This window comes from Oceanobacillus salinisoli (assembly GCF_009733865.1).
GTDB classification, from domain to species: Bacteria; Bacillota; Bacilli; order Bacillales; family Amphibacillaceae; genus Oceanobacillus; species Oceanobacillus salinisoli.
Genome location: NZ_WOFB01000001.1, coordinates 144252 through 164674, shown reverse-complemented (window position 1 = coordinate 164674; position 20423 = coordinate 144252). Strand labels below are relative to the sequence as shown.

Annotated in this window: 18 protein-coding genes; 3 read left to right on the top strand and 15 right to left on the bottom strand. The window is 38.7% G+C overall.

Features of this window, described 5'->3' with window-relative positions; genetic code table 11:
* The first annotated feature begins 121 nt into the window (after positions 1-121).
* The gene (gene ptsP / locus GMJ66_RS00710; protein ID WP_156288405.1) at positions 122-1834 is read left to right on the top strand and encodes a phosphoenolpyruvate--protein phosphotransferase; all 1713 of its coding nucleotides are present in this window, start codon (positions 122-124) and stop codon (positions 1832-1834) included.
* 394 nt (positions 1835-2228) lie between these two features.
* Here the strand turns inward: ptsP and GMJ66_RS00705 are convergent, their stop codons facing one another.
* The 11 genes from GMJ66_RS00705 to rpoN all read right to left on the bottom strand — a co-directional run bounded on the left by GMJ66_RS00705 (position 2229) and on the right by rpoN (position 14222).
* Positions 2229-2849, bottom strand: a complete 621-nt coding sequence (locus GMJ66_RS00705) for a nitroreductase family protein (RefSeq protein ID WP_156288404.1) — start codon at positions 2847-2849, stop codon at positions 2229-2231.
* Positions 2850-3166: 317 nt separating this feature from the next.
* Positions 3167-3247 carry a putative holin-like toxin gene (locus GMJ66_RS21115; protein ID WP_407939181.1) on the bottom strand — a complete coding sequence of 27 codons (81 nt, stop codon included), beginning with the start codon at positions 3245-3247 and terminating at the stop codon, positions 3167-3169.
* Between the two features lie 153 nt (positions 3248-3400).
* Positions 3401-4372, bottom strand: coding sequence for a nucleoside hydrolase (locus GMJ66_RS00700; protein ID WP_156288403.1), 972 nt, complete (start codon positions 4370-4372; stop codon positions 3401-3403).
* A 152-nt stretch (positions 4373-4524) separates the two neighbouring features.
* Positions 4525-5811: a phosphopyruvate hydratase gene (gene eno, locus GMJ66_RS00695; RefSeq protein WP_156288402.1), complete on the bottom strand. Its 1287-nt coding sequence runs from the start codon at positions 5809-5811 to the stop codon at positions 4525-4527.
* A 28-nt stretch (positions 5812-5839) separates the two neighbouring features.
* Positions 5840-7381, bottom strand: coding sequence for a 2,3-bisphosphoglycerate-independent phosphoglycerate mutase (gene gpmI / locus GMJ66_RS00690; protein WP_156288401.1), 1542 nt, complete (start codon positions 7379-7381; stop codon positions 5840-5842).
* Entirely contained in the window at positions 7378-8136 is a 759-nt protein-coding gene (gene tpiA / locus GMJ66_RS00685) for a triose-phosphate isomerase (RefSeq protein ID WP_156288400.1), read from the bottom strand. The genes gpmI and tpiA overlap by 4 nt, the downstream gene beginning before the upstream one ends.
* Positions 8137-8167: 31 nt before the next feature.
* The gene (locus GMJ66_RS00680) at positions 8168-9349 is read right to left on the bottom strand and encodes a phosphoglycerate kinase (protein WP_156288399.1); all 1182 of its coding nucleotides are present in this window, start codon (positions 9347-9349) and stop codon (positions 8168-8170) included.
* 240 nt (positions 9350-9589) lie between these two features.
* Positions 9590-10597, bottom strand: a complete 1008-nt coding sequence (gene gap, locus GMJ66_RS00675) for a type I glyceraldehyde-3-phosphate dehydrogenase (protein ID WP_156288398.1) — start codon at positions 10595-10597, stop codon at positions 9590-9592.
* A gap of 42 nt (positions 10598-10639) precedes the next feature.
* The gene (locus tag GMJ66_RS00670) at positions 10640-11659 is read right to left on the bottom strand and encodes a sugar-binding transcriptional regulator (RefSeq protein ID WP_156288396.1); all 1020 of its coding nucleotides are present in this window, start codon (positions 11657-11659) and stop codon (positions 10640-10642) included.
* A gap of 1010 nt (positions 11660-12669) precedes the next feature.
* Entirely contained in the window at positions 12670-12930 is a 261-nt protein-coding gene (locus GMJ66_RS00665) for a glutaredoxin family protein (RefSeq protein ID WP_156288394.1), read from the bottom strand.
* Positions 12930-14222, bottom strand: coding sequence for an RNA polymerase factor sigma-54 (gene rpoN, locus GMJ66_RS00660; RefSeq protein WP_156288392.1), 1293 nt, complete (start codon positions 14220-14222; stop codon positions 12930-12932). Before rpoN ends, GMJ66_RS00665 begins: the two co-directional genes overlap by 1 nt.
* Before the next feature lie 175 nt (positions 14223-14397).
* Here rpoN and GMJ66_RS00655 point away from each other — a divergent pair, with 175 nt between their 5' ends.
* Positions 14398-15069 carry a protein kinase family protein gene (locus tag GMJ66_RS00655; protein WP_231514773.1) on the top strand — a complete coding sequence of 224 codons (672 nt, stop codon included), beginning with the start codon at positions 14398-14400 and terminating at the stop codon, positions 15067-15069.
* Positions 15070-15096: 27 nt separating this feature from the next.
* Here GMJ66_RS00655 and GMJ66_RS00650 read toward each other — a convergent pair whose 3' ends face one another.
* Genes GMJ66_RS00650 through GMJ66_RS00635 form a run of 4 tightly spaced genes read right to left on the bottom strand, consistent with a single transcriptional unit; the run spans position 15097 to position 19532 of the window.
* A complete protein-coding gene (locus GMJ66_RS00650) occupies positions 15097-16023 on the bottom strand; it encodes a fumarylacetoacetate hydrolase family protein (RefSeq protein WP_156288388.1) in 927 nt (308 codons plus the stop codon).
* Positions 16024-16067: 44 nt separating this feature from the next.
* Positions 16068-18095 carry a TRAP transporter permease gene (locus tag GMJ66_RS00645; RefSeq protein WP_156288386.1) on the bottom strand — a complete coding sequence of 676 codons (2028 nt, stop codon included), beginning with the start codon at positions 18093-18095 and terminating at the stop codon, positions 16068-16070.
* Positions 18095-18565, bottom strand: a complete 471-nt coding sequence (locus GMJ66_RS00640; protein ID WP_231514772.1) for a DUF1850 domain-containing protein — start codon at positions 18563-18565, stop codon at positions 18095-18097. Before GMJ66_RS00640 ends, GMJ66_RS00645 begins: the two co-directional genes overlap by 1 nt.
* Positions 18546-19532 (bottom strand): TAXI family TRAP transporter solute-binding subunit, encoded by a 987-nt coding sequence (locus GMJ66_RS00635; RefSeq protein ID WP_156288384.1) that lies wholly within the window; start codon positions 19530-19532, stop codon positions 18546-18548. The genes GMJ66_RS00640 and GMJ66_RS00635 overlap by 20 nt, the downstream gene beginning before the upstream one ends.
* A gap of 356 nt (positions 19533-19888) precedes the next feature.
* Between GMJ66_RS00635 and GMJ66_RS00630 the strand changes: the two genes are divergently transcribed.
* Entirely contained in the window at positions 19889-20401 is a 513-nt protein-coding gene (locus GMJ66_RS00630) for a shikimate kinase (RefSeq protein ID WP_156288382.1), read from the top strand.
* The last annotated feature ends 22 nt before the right edge of the window (positions 20402-20423 follow it).

The following is a 20423-nucleotide window of genomic DNA, read 5'->3' as shown; positions in this document are numbered from 1 at the left end:
TTTTTCGACAAAAATTGCTATTGTTTGATTCTCTCGCACAATATGTGATAGATTTGAAACGTTACAGCTTGTATATATAAGCAATTATAAAACATTATATTGAAAGGTTGAAGAAATAGATATGACTTCGATACAAGGAATTGCAGCTTCATCAGGTATTGCAATCGCAAAAGCCTATCAATTGGTAACGCCAGATTTATCATTTGAAAAGAAAGCGATTGATAATCCGGAAGCAGAAATAGAAAAATTGGACAAGGCTTTAGAAATCTCTAAATCAGAATTGGAGAAAATTAAAGCCCATACGAAGAACACACTAGGCGACGAGCATGCAGAAATTTTCTCTGCGCATTTACTTATTTTAAATGACCCTGAAATGATTAACCCTATGAAAGATAAAATTTCAACGGACAAAGTCATGGCGGAAACGGCGCTTGAAGAGGTTTCCACGATGTTTGTTCAAATGTTTGAAAATATGGATAACGAATACATGCGTGAACGTGCTGCAGATATTAAGGACGTAACAAAGCGTGTGATGGCACATTTATTAGGTGTATCCTTCCCTAATCCGGCATTAATTAATGAAGAGGTAATCGTTATCGCAAATGACCTAACACCTTCAGATACGGCACAGTTGAACCGGCAATATGTAAAGGGGTTTGCTACAGACATTGGCGGAAGAACTTCTCATTCCGCGATTATGGCAAGGTCCCTTGAAATTCCGGCTGTTGTTGGTACAAAGGAAATTACATCTTCTGTGAAACAAAATGAAATGGTCATTATAGACGGATTGGAAGGGAAAGTAATCATTAACCCTACTGATGAAGAGGTAGCCACTTACCGTAAAAAGCAGGAGTCCTTTGCAAAACAGCAGGAAGAATGGGCTAAATTAAAGGATGAACCTACTTTCTCTAAAGACGGGGAACAAGTAGAATTGGTTGCTAATATTGGAACACCTGATGATGTAGATGGTGTATTGAACAATGGTGGGGAAGGGGTCGGCCTTTACCGAACTGAATTCCTATACATGGGCAAAAGCGAACTACCATCCGAAGATGAACAGTTTGAAGCATACAAAACAGTACTTGAGCGCATGGAAGGCAAACCTGTTGTTGTGCGTACATTAGATGTTGGCGGAGATAAAGAGTTAAATTATCTCGATCTTCCAAAAGAATTAAACCCATTCCTAGGTTTCCGAGCAATTCGTTTCTGTTTGGAAAATGAAGATGTTTTCCGACCACAATTACGTGCATTGCTCCGTGCAAGTGCATATGGAAACTTAAAAATCATGTTCCCGATGATTGCAACATTAGAAGAGTTCCACCAAGCAAAAGCAATTCTTTTAGATGAAAAAGAATCCTTACTAGCTGACGGTGTCAAGGTTTCCGATGATATTGAAGTTGGGATTATGGTTGAAATTCCTTCTACCGCTGTCATTGCTAATCAGTTCGCAAAGGAAGTGGACTTCTTCAGTATTGGAACGAATGACTTAATTCAATATACTATGGCGGCAGACCGTATGAATGAACAAGTTTCCTACTTGTATCAGCCATATCACCCAGCCATCCTTAACTTAGTAAATAACGTAATTGAGGCAGCTCATAAAGAAGGAAAATGGGCAGGTATGTGCGGGGAAATGGCTGGTGATCCTATTGCCATTCCTATTCTTTTAGGGCTTGGATTAGATGAATTCAGTATGAGCGCAACATCGATTTTACCAGCCCGCACTCAAATTAGAGAGCTATCCCAAAAGACTATCGCATCCCATAAAGACAAACTATTGTCCATGGGAACAGCGGAAGAAGTAGTTGAATTTATAAAAGAGAAAACGGAATAACTCATAAATGCAAAAAACACCTTGTCCTCGATTGGAGGCAAGGTGTTTTTGTTTGGAATGATGTGGAGCTTGCTTGGTTTGGACGGAAGGTCGCTCGATTTCGGGGCGGGTTCGCTCGATTTGATTTGGTGCTCGCGCGATTTCGATGTGGGATCGCTCGGATTGGATGTGGCGCTCGCGCGAGTTCGGGGCGGGCTCGTTCGATTGAATGTAGTGCTCGCGCGATTTCGATGCGGCCTCTATCGATTGGAGGTGGTGCTCGATTGATTTGATGTAGAGCACGCTCGAGCGGTTTCATAGGAACTGAGTTTTGACAAGAAGTACTTCAGATTTAGATACACCAGCTAATTTGGACCGCCCTTTTCAACCATTTTTCCTTTCAAGACCGATCATTCTATTCGATTACTTCCATTTTCTCCTCAATTGGCGTTCTCCCTTTATCTTGAGGCACCTTTTTAGGATAACCAATTTGCAACACAGCAGCTATTTTCACTTTATCGTGCTCCAAGCCTAATTCATTTAAAAAACCAGGGTCATGCATGTAAGGTGTGATTGTCCATAACATACCTACTCCGTATTCCCAGGCAGCCAATTGGGCATTTTGTATAAAGGCACACACAGAAGCATATTCTTCTTCGTTTCGAATTGGGTCTTCGGGTTTTTCATAATAAATAACCGCATGATGTGGAATCGATAAGAGAAACCTTTTCATTGATTCAATCATCTTTAACGTTTTTTCTGTTCTGTCATTTTTTATCATTCCAATCCGCTGGTAGCTTGCGATTATTTTGTCAATGAAATCTGTTTTGCCATTCCTCTGATACAATTTTATTTTCCATGACTCCTTCATATAATGCGTCGGGGCATAAGTGCCATATGTAAAAATTTCCTTTAAAATATTCCAATCCACTTCCCGTTCTTTAAAGGTATGTATGGATCTACGTTCTTTTATTGAATTTAAAATACTAATCCTTTTCACTCCCTTTTCAACTACATAAAAACAAAAATTCTCCATCTATTTTAACACAAACAACCAGTTTCTTACTGAAAATTCGGTAACTTACCACAAGATTAACAGCTGTAAGACTTCCACTTCTAATAATTTTAAGTAAGGGATGAAAAAAGCCCCCACTATCTGATTATCACCTAGAATGCTTAACGTTTTTAATTCAAATAAATATAGGGTATAATAAATATAGAATTATTGCATACATTAAAAAAGAGACCACTAGTGCTGGTAACACTAGCAGTCGGTACAATAGCCCTCAAGGGGGCGACTCACAGAATGGGAAAAAAGTAACTACCCAAACGCTGGCCAGCTTTTATGGGTGGTTATTTTTTTTGGTTTGACAGCACTGCAACAATCAATGTTCCAAAGGAAATCATTAGAACAAGTGATTCATATACCGTCATATAGGCATCACCCCCTTTCTTTTTTAAAATCAGGGGAGTGAGCCACCACCCACGAAAGCTCATTGTACAAGTTAATTATAACAAAATGAATCGTTAACTAACAGAACATATTTTCCTATTCTGCCTTGTTCATCATCAAATTTAAATGGACTATTATTCAAATGATTCACCGGTCATCACGGACATAAATCGGTTAAAAAATGTAGGATAGTCCAGTTGAAAAGCAATGCGGTGACGTTTAACATCTGTTTTTGTTTCCTCTTCCAAACTGCCAAAGGGCCTAATATCAGCAATACTCTGCCCCCGTTCCGTTCCATCCGTTGCTTGTACGATATGTACCGGCAAATACCTGTATGTAAATATATCTTCATAATTAACCGCCATCATCGTGACAACATCGTGCAAAGGGCTACCTTGAATATTAGGGTCACGCTCTTTGTAAAAGTCATAGTAGTAGTCTAAAAGAAGTTTTACAAGTGGAACTTGACCAACTTGGTCGATATAATCCACCATTTCTGGAGTCGCAATAGCATACTCTGTTACATTTAAAGGGATAATGGTGACATTATTTGCATTATTAAGAACCAATTGGGCAGCTGCGGGGTCTCCATGAAAATTAGCTTCTGATACAGCAGTGACATTTCCCGGAACCCAAAATGCACCACCCATAATATAATAGCCTTTCACCTTTTTCATTAAATCCCGATATAAAATAAACATGGTTGCTAAGGATGTTAAGCGACCAATATTGACAATAACTAAATCATCAATATGTTCTTCAATAATATCCACCACTTCAAAAAAGTTTTCGCTTAATATACCATTACCATTAGTTGGAGGAATGATCGGTCCAAGCCCATATTCTCCATGTATTTCGGTAACATACTCAGGAATTTCCCCAAGCATGGGTATTTCTGCACCAGCTATAACTTTCATATCTTCTGTTTCTGTTGTATCAAAAATACTTCGAACATATTGAATATTTGCTACCGCATTTTCTCTTGGTATATTCCCATAATCGGCGACAATACCCACCACACTTATATCATTATTCAAATACGCGTAGATTAAAGCAAGTGTATCATCAATACCAATATCACCAAATACTAGGACTTCTTGTGTCACAAATGGCGCCTCCCATTATTTGTAAGGATGTTACATCTATGATATTTGTTCTACCTATTGTCCTATGACTCATTGATAAAATGTTGTTCATTCCTAAGATGTAAAAAGAGACAGATTAAAATAATCTGCCTCTTTTTCGTGTTAAAACTTTATTATTTTTTCAGGTTATAGAATGAATCTAGTCCACCATATACACCCATACCAGCTAATTCGTCTTCAATGCGTAGTAATTGGTTGTATTTCGCAACACGGTCTGTACGTGATGGAGCACCTGTTTTAATTTGTCCTGCGTTTGTAGCGACTGCAATATCAGCAATGGTAGAATCTTCTGTTTCACCTGAACGGTGGGATATCACTGCTGTATAGCCAGCACGTTTTGCCATTTCGATGGCTTCAAATGTTTCTGTTAAGGAACCGATTTGATTCACTTTAACAAGAATAGAATTGCCTACACCTTGTTCAATACCTTGAGCAAGCTTCTTCGTATTTGTTACGAATAAGTCGTCCCCAACTAGTTGAACACGATCACCTATACGGTCAGTCAACAGCTTGTGACCTTCCCAGTCGTTTTCATCTAAGCCGTCTTCGATAGAGATGATTGGATATTTGTTAACCATTTCTTCGTACCAATCGACCATTTCTTCAGAAGTACGAACGACACCTTCCCCTTTAAGATTGTATTTTCCATCTTCGTAAATCTCAGAGGAAGCAACGTCCATTGCTAGTTTTACTTCTTCACCAGGTTTATATCCAGCAGCTTCAATTGCTTCTACAATCGTTTGAAGTGCTTCTTCGTTGGAGGCAAGGTTTGGAGCAAATCCACCTTCATCCCCTACTGCCGTATTGTAGCCTTTTGAACCTAATACTTTTTTCAAGGAATGGAAAATTTCTGCACCCATGCGAAGTGCTTCTTTAAACGACTCCGCACCTACAGGCATAACCATGAATTCTTGAATATCTACGTTGTTGTCTGCGTGTTCTCCACCATTTAGGATGTTCATCATTGGTGTTGGAAGTGTCTTCGCATTGAATCCACCTAAGTAATTGTATAAAGGAACATCAAGTAAGTCAGCTGCAGCACGGGCTACTGCCATGGAAACACCTAGGATTGCATTCGCACCTAATTTTCCTTTGTTTTCTGTGCCGTCTAGTTCAATCATCATCGCGTCAATAATGTTTTGACGAGTAACATCCATTCCAACTAGTTCTGGAGCAATGACTTCATTTACGTTTTTCACTGCTTGAAGAACACCTTTACCCAGGTAACGGTCTTTATCTCCATCGCGTAATTCAACTGCTTCATATTCACCAGTTGAAGCTCCACTTGGAACCAATGCTCTTCCAAAAGCACCTGATTCTGTGTAAACTTCTACTTCTACGGTTGGGTTACCACGTGAGTCTAATACTTCACGTGCATATACGTCTGTAATGTATGGCATATTGATTTTCTCTCCTTTTATTTTAAAATTATTTTTTAATCAAAGAATCTCCAGTCATTTCTTCTGGCTTATCTACTTCCAGTAAATCAAGTAATGTAGGGGCTAAGTCTGCTAAAATTCCGCCATCACGCAATTCTACATCCTTTTTCGTTACGATGACAGGAACTGGATTCGTTGTATGAGCGGTCATTGGACTACCTTCCATTGTCATCACTTCATCGGAATTGCCATGATCGGCTGTGATAATCGCATTTCCGCCTAGTTCATTGATTTTATCAACAACTTTACCTAAACACTCATCCACTGCTTCTATCGCTTTAATGGTTGGTTCTAACATTCCGGAATGTCCAACCATATCAGGATTTGCAAAGTTAAGGATAATTGCATTTGGACGATCTTCTGAATCAAGTTCTTTTAGTAACGCGTCCGTCACTTCATAAGCACTCATCTCAGGTTGTAGGTCATATGTTGCAACTTTTGGTGAATCAATTAAAATACGTTTTTCCCCTTCGAATTCTTTTTCACGACCACCGCTCATGAAAAAGGTTACGTGTGGATATTTTTCTGTCTCAGCAATACGTAATTGCTTTAAACCATTTTGCGAAAGAACTTCACCAATCGTATTATCCAGGTTAACCGGTTTGTACGCAACAAATCCATCAACCGATTCACTAAATTCCGTTAGCATCACGAAATCCAGATTTTTCGGTACCGCTTCTCCACGATTAAAATCGCGGAAATCTTCATTAGCGAACGTACGTGAAATTTGAATCGCACGGTCTGGTCGGAAATTATAGAAAATAATGGAATCATTATCCTGAACTTTACCAGCAGGTTCTCCATTTTCATCGACAATGACAGAAGGAATCACGAACTCATCGTAAATGCCATTTTCGTAGGAATCCTCAATAACTTCCATCGCGGATTGATATGTCGGGCCTTCTCCGTAAACCATTGCATCATAGGATTTTTTCACACGATCCCAGCGTTTGTCACGGTCCATGGAATAGTAACGGCCAGAAATTGTTGCAAATTGGCCAACGCCCAGTTCCTTCATTTTTTCTTCGGTTTGCTTGATGTACTTCTCCGCAGTTTGTGGTCCAACATCACGACCATCTAAGAAGCCATGTACATACACTTTTTCCAAACCTTGGTCACTAGCTAATTTTAATAAGGCAAATAAGTGTTCAATATGACTGTGCACCCCACCATCAGACAATAAACCGAATAGGTGCAATGCACGGTTATTATCCTTTGCATGCTGAATTGATTTTAGGAATGCACCTTTTTGGTAAAAATCGCCTTCTTTAATCGATAGGTTTACCCGTGTTAGACTTTGGTATACGATGCGGCCAGCACCGATATTTAAGTGACCAACTTCAGAGTTCCCCATTTGTCCTTCAGGTAGTCCGACAGCCTCACCACTTGCTGTTAATTGACTGTGTGCAAACTGATTCCAGTAACGGTCAAAGTTTGGCTTTTTTGCTTGTGCGACTGCATTACCAAATTCTTCATCACGAAAAGCGAATCCGTCTAAAATGATTAATGCAGCTAATTTGTTGTCACTCATTTTGTACCTGCCTCCACAAGTTGTAAGAAGGAGTCTGCTTCAAGGCTTGCGCCGCCAACTAACGCACCATCGATATCCGATTGTGCAAGCAATTCATCCACATTAGCAGGCTTTACACTTCCACCATATTGAATGATTAATTGTTCTGCAGTTTCTTCGGAAGTTACTTCTTTTACAACGTTACGAATATGTGTACATACTTCGTTCGCTTGTTCACTTGTCGCAGTTTTCCCTGTTCCAATTGCCCAAACTGGCTCATATGCAATGATAGTTTTCGCCACTTGATCCGCAGACAGACCTTCAAGTGCTTTTTTCACTTGTGCTTCCACAAGATTCATTGTTTCATTTGCTTCACGCTGTTCCAATGTTTCCCCAACACAAACGATTGGAGTTAAACCATGGTTAAATGCTGCATGTGTCTTTTTGTTTACTGTTTCATCTGATTCCGCAAAATACTCACGGCGTTCCGAGTGACCTAAAACAACATGAGTGACACCCAAGTCTTTTAACATAACTGGACTTACTTCACCAGTGAATGCTCCATTATCTTCAAAATGCATGTTTTGTGCAGCGATTTTCACTTTAGAACCATTCGCCTTTTCAACAAGAGAAGCTAAAAATGGAAATGGTGCACAAACAATTGCTTCTACTTGATCACTATTGGGTACTTTTTCTACCACTTCATCTACAAAACTGTTTGCTTCAGATAGTACTTTATTCATTTTCCAGTTACCTGCGATTACTTTCTTGCGCATCGTCTCACCTCTTAAAAAGAATTAAATGAACTTATTTCTCGTTTAGAGCCGCTACTCCAGGAAGTACTTTACCTTCCATAAACTCCAGGGAAGCACCGCCACCAGTTGATACGTGATCCATTTGGTCAGCTAAATCAAATTTTTCAACTGCTGCTGCGGAATCACCACCACCGATGATTGTGTATCCTTCTGTATTTGCTAACGCTTCTGCAACGGCTTTTGTACCATTTGCGAAAACATTTAATTCAAAGACACCCATTGGTCCGTTCCAAATAACTAGTTTAGAATCAGAAACAATCTTGCTGTATTTTTCACGTGTTTTCGGTCCAATGTCTAAAGCTTCCCAATCAGCAGGGATTTCTTCAATCGCTACTTCTTTGGTATTGGCTGTTTCAGAGAAATCATCTGCAACCACAGCGTCAACTGGGAGGACCATATTTACGCCTTTTTCTTCTGCTTTTTTCATAAATTCTTTAGCTAAATCAATCTTATCTTCTTCTAATAAAGATTTCCCAATCTCATGACCTTGCGCTTTGATAAATGTGTAAGCAAGTCCACCACCGATAATTAGGTTATCTACTTTTTCTAATAGATTATCGATGACATTGATTTTATCTTTTACTTTCGCACCACCGATAATGGCTGTGAAAGGACGGTCCGGATTTTCCAACGCTTTTCCTAATACTTCGATTTCCTTTTCCAACAGGAAACCAGCTGCTGCAGGTAGTTTTTCTGCAACTCCTGTAGTAGATACATGGGCACGGTGTGCAGCACCAAATGCGTCATTCACATAAAAATCAGCCATATCAGCAAAGTTTTGAGCTAATTGTGGGTCATTTTTCTCTTCGCCCGCTTCAAAACGAACATTTTCGATAAGTAATAAATCCCCATCGTTTAGTCCAGCAATCGCTTCATTTACTTCTTCGCCGTAGACAGCATCTGTTTTCACAACTTCTTTACCACTTAATTCACTTAAACGTTTTGCAACAGGGTCTAGTCGCAGTTCTTCTACTACTTGCCCTTTTGGACGACCAAGGTGACTGGATAGAATGACCTTTGCTCCGTTTTCAGACAAGTGTTCAATGGTAGGTAATGCAGCTCTAATACGTGTGTCATCTGTTACCTCTCCATCTTTCATAGGAACATTAAAATCAACACGGCAAAATACTTTTTTCCCTTTTACATCAAGGTCTTTAAGGGTTTTCTTATTCACGTTACAGCCTCCTATTTCATAATATGTAAATGTTTTTCTCATTTAGGGTCTGCTACTTTATTCTTCCTTATCCATTATATACCAAAAATAGATAGGACTTAATAGAAAAATGGAAAAGGGGGAGGAGCTTCCTCCTCCCCCTTAGGTGTTTGTTTCTAAAAACGGGCATTGCCGCATTTATTCATCTAGCTCCAGTGCCCAGCGACTAGCGTAGCTATACGGGCACTTCCGCTTTTATTATTAAAGTCCTTGTTTAGCCATGTATACAGCTAAGTCTACACAACGAGAAGAGTAACCCATTTCGTTGTCATACCAAGAAACAACTTTAACCATATTGTTTTCCATTACCATTGTAGAAAGACCATCCACGATAGAAGAATGCGTGTTACCTACGATGTCTCTGGAAACTAAAGGCATTTCACTGTACTCCATTACTCCTTTTAATTCACCTTCAGCAGCTTCTCTAAACGCACTGTTCACATCTTCAACGGTTACGTCTTTATCTAATTCTGCAACAAGATCCGTTAATGAACCGTCTGGAGTTGGTACACGTACTGCCATACCATTTAATTTACCTTGTAATTCAGGTAATACTAAGCTAACCGCTTTTGCTGCACCAGTAGTTGTTGGGATAATATTTTCTGCTGCTGCACGTGCACGACGATAGTCTTTATGTGGTAAATCAAGGATTTGCTGATCATTTGTATAAGAGTGAATAGTAGTCATTAAACCACGTTTGATTCCAAATTTATCGTTAAGTACTTTAGCAAATGGTGCTAAACAGTTTGTTGTACAAGATGCATTCGATACGATGTTGTGTTGGCTTGGGTCATATTTATCGTTGTTAACACCCATAACAATAGTTAAATCTTCATTAGATGCAGGCGCAGAGATAATTACTTTTTTCGCTCCAGCTTCAATGTGTTTGTTCGCATCTTCTGCGTTTGTGAAGCGGCCAGTTGATTCGATTACGATGTCCACTCCAAGGTCTCCCCAGCCTAATTGAGCAGGGTCACGCTCTGAAAGTACTTTAAATTCTTTTCCGCCAACTGCAATGTTTGAACCATTTACAGTTACTTCTTCTTCTAAAATTCCATGAACAGAGTCATATTTTAGAAGATGTGCTAGCATATTTGCATCAGTTAAATCGTTAACTGCAACGATTTCCACTTCATCATTTTTAAGAGCTTGACGAAATACATTACGTCCAATTCTACCAAAACCATTAATACCTACTTTTACTGCCATTTATAATTCCTCCTAATGTTTATATTTATATATTATAAGAGGTTACCCTCTTAAAATCTTTTCAGCAGCTGCTTCATCCGTAATTAATAAATCACTTTTCCCTTGTTTAAAATAAGATACGATTGCATCTGCTTTTGATTTGCCACCTGCTACTGCAATCACATGTTCAATCGATGCTAAATCCTCAAGCTGCAGTCCAACCGTCCGAACCTTATGAACAATATTCCCATGCTGGTCAAAATAATAGCCGAATGCTTCACTTGCTGCATGATGGGCAATAAGTTTGTTCATCGTTTCCTCCGTTGTTTTTCTGCGTCTGGCCATCGTTTTCGCATCCCCAATACCATGGATAACAATATTCGCATTTTTAATTTGCTGGAGAATATCCTTAATCATTGGTTCATGAATCAATGTTTGATAGGCAGATTCGCTGATTGGGTCTGGTACATAAAGCAGACGGTAATCCCCGTTTGCTTTTTTAGCCATTTCAGAAACAATTCTGCTCGCCTGATTTTCGGCCTTTTCCCCAACTCCACCTCTTGCAGGTACAAACAAGCTTTCGTATTCATTATTTAAAGGAGTCATGACATCGGCGATAGCTGCCATCGTTGTTCCACCTGTTACTGCGATCGTTGAAGGGCTGTTCACAATTTTCTTGAGGTATGCTACACACGCTTTCCCCATTTCCTGTTTTACCCATTCATAATCATCGCTATTCCCTGGAACAATAATAACGTTCTTCACCTTTAACTTATCCCGAATTTGCTTTTCTAAAACAGATATACCGACAATTTCTCGCATCATGTCAGATAATTGTTCAAGAACTAATTTACCCTCTTTTGAAATATACATACCTTTCGTTGTAACATCAATAAGTCCTTGCTTATGTAAAAAGTCGACCTCACTTCTAACATGCCGCTCCGTTAAACTTAATTTATCTGCCAGACCTCTTCTGCCTATAGGCTCAAAATTATCGACACTTTGTAAAATGAAATAACGCTGCTGCATGATTTTCAACAAATCAGGTACTAATTTCTTCTGCAATTCGGCTAAAGTTCGCATAAATATCCCTTCCTAACTGGTCACAATATGTCCCGCGTGGTTCTATTGTGTCCCAGCCGATTTTTATTATAACATAGTTTAATAAATAAACAAATAAAACGTTCCATAATATTTGTAAATTTAAGTTAAGATGATGTTGAATTTACTGTACAATACATCTTGACTCTTTCTGTTTGGAATTTGAAGAGTTTCTACGTGGCTTTTCAACGCGAGTCGAGTTAGATTCGGGCATCTAGAGCGCTTCTACGTGACCTTTCATAGCGAGTCGAACTTCATTCGGGCACCTAGAACGCTTCTACGTGACCTTTCAACCCGAGTCGAGCTGCATTCGGGCACCTAGAACGCTTCTACGTGACTTTTAACTCGAGTCGAACTTCATTCGGGAACCTAGAGCGCTTCTACGTGACTTTTCAATGCGAGTCGAACTTCATTCGGGCACCTAGAACGCTTCTACGTGACCTTCCAACGTGAGTCGAACTTCATTCGGGCACCTAGAACGCTTCTACGTGACCTTCCAACGTGAGTCGAACTTCATTCGGGCACCTAGAACGCTTCTACGTGACCTTTCATAGCGAATCGAACTTCATTCGGGCACCTTGAGCGCTTCTACGTGACCTTTCAACGCGTGTCGAACTTCATTCGGGCACCTAGAACGCTTCTACATTACCTTTCAACGCGAGTCGAACTTCATTCGGGTACCTAGAACGCTTCTACGTGACCTTTCAACGCGTGTCGAACTGTATTCGGGCACCTAGAACGCTTCTACGTGACCTTTCAAACTCGAGTCGAACTTCATTCGGGCACCTAGAACTCTTCTACGTGACTTTTCAACGCGAGTCAATCTGCATTCGGGCACCTAGAACGCTTCTACGTGACTTTTCAATTCGAGTCGAACTTCATTCGGGCAATTAGAACGCTTCTACGTGACCCTTTCACGGGAGTTCGAGCTGAGTTTTCACCTATAGCATTTCTCAAACACCCTTCAACTTCCACAAAAAAAGAAGAAATCGTTATTTATCGATTTCCTCTTCATATTGCTCTTTTAAAAGTTGTTCTAATGAATCATAATTGATTTGTTCACCATTCAACTGTTTCCCATTTACTTCTAAAACAGGTATTAATAAATGATATTGTTCCAACCACTTGTCATTAGAATAAATATCCCTTCTCTCAATCTCATGGGGATAGTCTTTTTGGAATAAAGATAGTAAAGTTACCGCATGATCACACAAAGAACATTTTTCTTTCGTATAAAAATTAATATGCAGCATTATGATTTTCTCCTTCTTCTCGTTGATGACGGCAGGTGTAACTGCTCGCGATATTTCATAACTGTCCTTCTGGCAATATTAATTCCAAAATCCTCTTTCAGCTTATTTTTAATAGCTTGATCGGATAGTGGTTTGGATTTATCCTCCTCGTTAATTAATTGTAATATTATCTGCTTAATAGCAGTTGCAGCTGTACTTTTACCATTATTTTGCCGAATCCCTGACTGAAGAAAAAATTTAATTGGGAGAACTCCATGTGGGGTTTGAACGTACTTTTGATTAATAGCCCGACTAACAGTAGATATATGGATTTCTATTTCAGCTGCAATCTCTCTTAAAGTTAATGGCTGAAGCATTACCATTCCCTCTTCAAAAAATCCGAATTGTTTTTCTACGATAACCTGTATAATGCTTTCTAACGTATTTGTTCGATAACCAACCGCTTGTTTTAACCATTCAATTTGTCTATATTTTTCTTTCAGGTAGGTATCCGCTTCTTTTTCCAATCCAGTCAGATTCTCATATTCTCTATTTATTTTAATCGTAGGAGAAGCCCATTTATAAAATTTAATTTTCCAGATTCCGTCCTCTTTATAAATGGATGCCTCGGGAATAATATATTCAGGTGGTTTCGTATCCAAAAGCTGTCCGGGCTTTGGGTGACATAATTTAATATGATCAATGACATCTTCAGCAATACTTTCCGTTGTCTGATAATATTCACTGATAGCCTCTGTATCTTCATTCGCAATCCACTCCAGATGGGAGGATAACAAATCTTCAACAAATGGATAATTCTTCTCCATTTGTTTCAATTGTAACACGATACATTCTGTAAGTGTCCGCGCACCAATTCCGGTTGGTTCCAATGACTGGATAACTTCCAGCGCCTCCTCTACCGTATGTATAGACGTACGGCAATCTTCTGACCATTGTTCTAAATCAACATCTAGGTAACCGCTCTCATCTAAAGATTCAATGCCATATTCCACAACAGGCCACAGTTTTTTAGAATAATTTAAAGATAAGAGCTGCTTTTTTAACTGATCATACATGGATAGTTCGGGCTGATTTATTTCACCGATTGATGGTGAGTCCCCAGAATGAGAACGTCGGAATTCCGCCATATCATAATCATAATTCACTTCTTCAATAAGCGGGTTTTCTTTTGACACCTGATTAATATACTCCATAAGTTCCACACTCGTAAATTGCAATATATGAAGCGATTGCATAAGAGATTGATTCATTTTCCATTGCAATGTTTGATGTTGAATCAATCTTGGTTTCACTACTCTCACCTCCATGGAAGGGCTTTCTTATATTTTGCCATTAATTTAGTGGAATGTCACTATTTTCAAGCGAAAGTGAATATCAGGCTTGATTAAATATTTCATATAAAATTTAAAATATTATATAATGGTATATAAGATGCTATATGTCTTAACCCGAAGAAGGGAGATAACATTGAATCCATATGACGATTTAGCAAACAGTGTCATATTTAAAATAAAGAAAAATAAAATATCTGTTAAAAATAAAGATTCCAGGTTAGAACAAATAGGAGCCGGGAGAAGTGCTGTCGTTTTTAAAATCAAAAATACAAATAAAGCACTTAAAGTATTTTTCCCTCCCCATGAACATATCGCTCAAGAAGAAGCGGAAATATATCAACAATTGCAAGGTAACTCCCATTATCCAAAATTATATGGATCAGGTAAAAATTATATCGTTATCGATTATATTAAGGGTTTCACATTTTTCGAATGTATAACTAAAGGTATTCGAATTAAAGAATCCTATATTGCCGAAGCAGATGAAGCGTTATTGGAAGCAAGAAAGGCAGGCTTGACTCCATCTGATGTTCACCTGCGTAATATTATCCTCACTCCAGAAAAAAAGATTAAACTAATTGATGTTGCCAGATTTAAACAAACCAACGGCTGTAAACAATGGGAAGATTTGAAGAAAGCATATGATATATTTTACACAAAAAAATTCTTTCCAAAGCGAATCCCTGCCTTTTGGTTAAACCAAATAGCTAATCTGTATAATAAAGGTTTTCTGCGCCCATCTAATATGCAAATGAAGCGAAAACCTTTCGTATCCACGGAAAACAGGATTAAGAAATCTTCCTAATCCTGTTTCCACTTAAAGATAATCATTCTATTTTTCTACCACTTTATTCTCCATCCGACCAACATTCTCGATTTCTAATGTCACTAAATCTCCGTCATTTAAAAATTGTGGCGGATCCATCGCAAGACCGACTCCATCTGGTGTTCCAGTTAAAATAATATCACCTGGAACTAACGTAATTTTACTGGATATATATTCCATAAGAAAAGGTATATCAAAAATGAGTTTACTCGTATGGGAAGATTGACGTTCTTCGTCATTAACATACGAACGAATCGATAAGCTGGATGGATCAGGTACTTCCTCTTTTGTTACTACCCAAGGACCAATTGGAGTACTTCGGTCCAGTGTTTTCCCTTGCAGCCATTGCTGGGTACGCATTTGTAAGTCACGTGCAGAAATGTCATTTCCAATCGTATAGCCAGCAATATAGTCATACGCATCGTCTCGACTTACATTGGAAGCTTCCTTTCCAATTACGACCCCAAGTTCCACTTCGTAATCAAGTTTATTCGTTTCCTTTGACTTCTCTATATCATCTTCCGGCCCAATAATGGCATTGCTAAATTTTGCAAAAAGCACTGGAAATTCAGGAACATCACTATTCATTTCTGCAGCATGATCTGCGTAATTTTTCCCAACACAGATCACTTTGGATGGGTTCGAAATAGGTGTCCCAAGGTGAACGCTTTCCCTCTTTAATCCAAGTTCTTCTTTTTCTTTCATATATTCATATGCCGCATTTGTTTCTTTTAAAAGTATAGAGCCTGTTAAAAAGAACTTCATGGGGTCTACAGGTAAAATCCTATCTGCAATATTCGCTAAATCCTTCTGACCATTCTCTAACAAATAGTTTTCATAAGCCTCTTGTACATCAATAATCTTATCATTGTGTAAAAAGCCCACTCGATATGTTCCCGGTACTTCTTTCAATTTATAGCTGACAAGCTTCATTCTTTTTCCCCCTTTTTATTATTTAAGCAAGCTAAGCTAACTGCTTAGCCTGCAGATTCAGTAGGTATATTTTTATTGTTATCTTTTTTATCTTTGAAGTAGTTGAAAGCAAAGATAGCAAGAACTACAATAAGCCCGACCATATCTGTAGCGATTTCTGGGATGATTAACAGGAGTGAACCCACTCCGAGAACCACTCGTAACAGCACATTGATTTTTGCTTTAAAATATCCTTCCAGGGAAGCTGCTAGACCAATAACACCGATAATAGACGTGATAGCTATTTGGACTATTTCCATGACTGGTGGCAATGGAAACTCTGTTGCATTTACCGGAAGACCGGTTGGGTCAATAAACAGCATAGCCGGGTTATAAACAAACAGGTATGGAATGATAAAACCAGCTAGCGCAAGCCTTAAGGCAATGAATCCTGTACGCATTGGGTTACCGCCTGATATACCTGCACCGGCAAATGCAGCCAACGCAACAGGTGGTGTAATATTGGCAAAGATACCAAAATAGAAAACAAATAAATGAGCAACCAATACTGGTATACCAAATTCCGCTAAGGCTGGTGCAGTCATAGTAGCTGTAATGATATAAGCTGGAATAGATGGCAATCCCATCCCTAAAATGATGGATGCAATCATTGTTAAGAATAGTGTAAAGAATAAGGAACCAGCACCAAGACTCGTGATTGCAGAAGTCATCACCGTTCCAAAGCTTGTTAAACTAACTACACCAATGATGATACCTACGACCGCACAGGCAATCATCACAGATAATGATTGTCTAGCCCCATTTTCCATTGCCTCTAATATATCTTTTATAGACATTCTCGTTGTTTTCCTAAAAGATGCGACAATAACAGTAAGGATAATTGTATAGAAAGCTGCAAATCCAATTGGGATATTCATAAATAACATAACGACTAAACCAACAATTGGAAGCAGCAAATGTCCCCGCTCTTTTAATACTTCCTTCACACGGGGAAGATCTGCTTTTGGAATGCCTTTTAAATTTCTTCTTCCTGCCCGAAAGTGTACTTGCATAATAACGGCAAGGAAATATAAAACAGCAGGAAGCAATGCAGCTAAAGCAATGGTACCGTAGGCAATTCCTGTTGTTTCAGCCATAATGAAGGCACTTGCCCCCATAATCGGAGGTAATATTTGACCACCAATCGAAGCACTGGCCTCCACTGCTCCAGCAAAGTTCTTTTGATAGCCAATCTTCTCCATCAACGGGATCGTAAATGATCCTGTTCCAACTACATTCGCAACCGCCGCTCCATTTATACTTCCCATAAACCCGCTGGAAATAACGGCAACCTTAGCAGGGCCACCTTGCTTGCTTCCGGCAAGAGCCATCGCTAAATCATTGAACAACTGTCCCATTCCGGATTTGGAAAGAAATGCACCGAATAAAATAAATAGGAAGATAAATTGTACGGAGGCACCGATTGCCGTAGAAAATAAGCCTTCTGTTTTTAAATAAAGCTGACCAAAAATATCACCTAAATCAAATGGTCGCGTCATGAGCATGTTAGGTAACCAGCTCATATGACTAAAAAACGGGTAGGACAAAAAAATTAAAGCCAATATTGGTAGAATAAGTCCTGTCACACGTCGTGCTGCTTCTAATACTAATAAAACCGTTAAAATTGCGGCAATGATATCCATTGTATTCGGAATACCACCACGGGTTGTTACAATCGCATTGTATTCTATAAATAAGTATACACTCGTAAAAATCGCAAGTAAAAACAATATCCAATCATAAAAGGGGATTTTTGTCTTATCCTGTTTTTTCATAACTGGATAGAGAAGAAAAATGAGTGACATACCAACCGACATATGAACAGACCGCTGTAGTAAAGCTGGCAGTGGATTATAGGTTACATATAGATGATAGGTAGAATAAGCAATAGCGATAATAGCTATAAAGATAACAATAGATCTATTATTTACTTTTCTCACATTGGACTCAGTATCAAATTTTTCCAATACTTTTTTAACCGTCGGATCGGTTGAAGTATGCTCTGGATTCTGCTTTTGATTGTTATCTGTCATCATAACTTCCCTCCCATGTACTCCCAAAAGTGTACATACTGAACGGATATCCTTACACTTTCGTAGTCTTCTGTTAATTCATATAAAGGTATTTCTTTCCTACCAGCTTCAACCGTAGTCTGAGCATTCTCAGATACAGTGAGATTCATTTCCTGGAAATTTCTATCTATTTTCATCATGACGTATCCATCTTCTGTTCTTACTACATCCGCATCTGAGGGAACCCCGGCACCAAATGTTTTAAAATAGGTTTCTGTAAGTATCAGTTTATCTTTACTCCGCTCATAGAGTTCGATCCACTCTTCTTTTTCAACAGAATGAATCCACTTTAAGCGGAACTCATCTTCTTTTACATATAACTTTTCGTCCTCAAAATCAAATTGAATGACAGGAATTTTGAAAAAAAGGAAAAAAAGGAGCACGAGTATACCTGCGCTCCATTTCCATCCTTTACTCCCCATTTTGTTCATTATAGTAACGTTCTGCCCCTGGATGTAAAGGTGCCACTAGCCCTTCTTGTGCCGCTTCCAGTGAAATATCTGTTGCTGCCTGGTGTGAGTTAGCTAGAGCATCCAGATTTTCAAAAAATGTCTTCGTCAATTCATATACATCGTCTTCACTCATATCTGCGTGTACAATCAGCGCATTCATAATAGCTGCTGTAGGAACAGGTTCTTCATTTCCATATGTATCAGCCGGAATTTCCAAAGCAACAAAGTACGATTTATCTTGTGCAATTTTTTCTACATTAGCAGGATCAATGGAAACCATACGAATATCTAAAGTCTCAGACAGCTCCAATAATGAGGCATTTGGCAATCCACTTGTTAAGAAGGCTGCATCCAGCTGTCCAGCACGAAGACCGTCTGCCGCTTCTGCATACCCTAAATAATCGACATCGATATCATCATATGTAATACCGTGTCCTTCTAATAGAGTACGTGCATTTACTTCTACACCTGAGTTCTGATCCCCTACTGCAACACGTTTACCTACTAAATCTTCAATCGTCTCAATTCCAGAATCTGCCGTTGTTACAATTTGTACGTAGTTGGGATATAGTGCTGCAATCTGATTTACTTTCTCGATTGGTTCATCAAAACTTACTGTCCCTTCCACTGCTTGACTAACAACATCACTCATTGCAAAGGCCATTTCCACCTTGTCCTGATTGATTAAGTTAACGTTTTCAACAGAAGCACCTGTTGTTTGTGTTCTGGAATTCACCCCATATTCCGAACTATACGTTTCAGCCAATGTCGTTGCAATAATATTATATGGTCCCGAGGAACCACCTGTAGCAATGGTTACAATATTTGTATCTAATCCTTCCCCGTCTCCTTCGCCACCTCCAGAAGAGCTCTCCTCACCACCACAAGCAGCAAGAATTACTCCTAAAAGCAGCACCATGCATAACATACTCCATTTTTTCTTCATCCAAATCCCTCCTATGTTTGCCTATAAAGAAATCAATTTAATAATTAACGCTTAGTGGTTAAACGCTTACATTTCAATCTTATTCATTATTGGTACAATTGTCAATACTTTATATCTTATATTAAAAAGACCGTTGCATTTGCAGGAAAGTTTTATTTTGCAGTTGATTCTCTAAAATATAAAGAAATTTCATGCTTTCCTAACGTGAAAAATTAAATGGTACATACATCCGCAAGGGATTTACATACTATTCTATTAAAAACCAATTAGAGAATACTTTTAAATTATTTTTTACAAAATTTAAATATTAGCTTATACTACTCCTAACGAATTATTTATAGAGAGGCTTGTTGGAAATGGAGCAAAAAAGTATTGTGCTAATTGGATTCATGGGTGTCGGGAAAACTACAATTGGTAGAGAAGTGGCCGATAAGTTAAATAGAAATTTCATTGATATTGATAGTGAAATAGAAAAAGCATTTGATATACCAACAACCGAAATCTTTCAAACGTACGGTCAGGAAACCTTTCGGAGGAAAGAAAAAGAATTAATCAAGAAATATACCCAACAAAAACAGCTTGTCATTTCTGTTGGTGGCGGTGCATTTTTACAGGAGGAAGTAAAGCAGTTATGCCTATCCAACTGTATTGTCGTTTTTCTTGATATTTCCTGGGATACCTGGAAAGAGCGGATTGGATTTCTTACTCGTACGAGGCCAAATTTACAAGGGAAATCTTTAGGGGAGATTAAAGAATTATTTAATGAACGGCAGCCAATTTACAAAAATCATCATGTTAAGGTAAACACAGATCATTTGAATGTGGATGAGGCAGCATATAAGGTTATCAATGAACTAGGTGCGGTATAAATAATAATGCAAAAAACAAGAT

Coding starts and splice junctions, on each gene's coding strand:
- ptsP (WP_156288405.1), top strand. CDS start 122: ATGACTTCGATACAAGGAATTGCAGCTTCATCAGGTATTGCAATCGCA.
- GMJ66_RS00705 (WP_156288404.1), bottom strand. CDS start 2,849: ATGGAGAATTTTTGTTTTTATGTAGTTGAAAAGGGAGTGAAAAGGATT.
- GMJ66_RS21115 (WP_407939181.1), bottom strand. CDS start 3,247: ATGACGGTATATGAATCACTTGTTCTAATGATTTCCTTTGGAACATTG.
- eno (WP_156288402.1), bottom strand. CDS start 5,811: ATGCCATACATTACAGACGTATATGCACGTGAAGTATTAGACTCACGT.
- gpmI (WP_156288401.1), bottom strand. CDS start 7,381: ATGAGTGACAACAAATTAGCTGCATTAATCATTTTAGACGGATTCGCT.
- tpiA (WP_156288400.1), bottom strand. CDS start 8,136: ATGCGCAAGAAAGTAATCGCAGGTAACTGGAAAATGAATAAAGTACTA.
- gap (WP_156288398.1), bottom strand. CDS start 10,597: ATGGCAGTAAAAGTAGGTATTAATGGTTTTGGTAGAATTGGACGTAAT.
- GMJ66_RS00670 (WP_156288396.1), bottom strand. CDS start 11,659: ATGCGAACTTTAGCCGAATTGCAGAAGAAATTAGTACCTGATTTGTTG.
- GMJ66_RS00665 (WP_156288394.1), bottom strand. CDS start 12,930: ATGCTGCATATTAATTTTTATACGAAAGAAAAATGTTCTTTGTGTGAT.
- GMJ66_RS00650 (WP_156288388.1), bottom strand. CDS start 16,023: ATGAAGCTTGTCAGCTATAAATTGAAAGAAGTACCGGGAACATATCGA.
- GMJ66_RS00645 (WP_156288386.1), bottom strand. CDS start 18,095: ATGACAGATAACAATCAAAAGCAGAATCCAGAGCATACTTCAACCGAT.
- GMJ66_RS00640 (WP_231514772.1), bottom strand. CDS start 18,565: ATGAACAAAATGGGGAGTAAAGGATGGAAATGGAGCGCAGGTATACTC.
- GMJ66_RS00635 (WP_156288384.1), bottom strand. CDS start 19,532: ATGAAGAAAAAATGGAGTATGTTATGCATGGTGCTGCTTTTAGGAGTA.
- GMJ66_RS00630 (WP_156288382.1), top strand. CDS start 19,889: ATGGAGCAAAAAAGTATTGTGCTAATTGGATTCATGGGTGTCGGGAAA.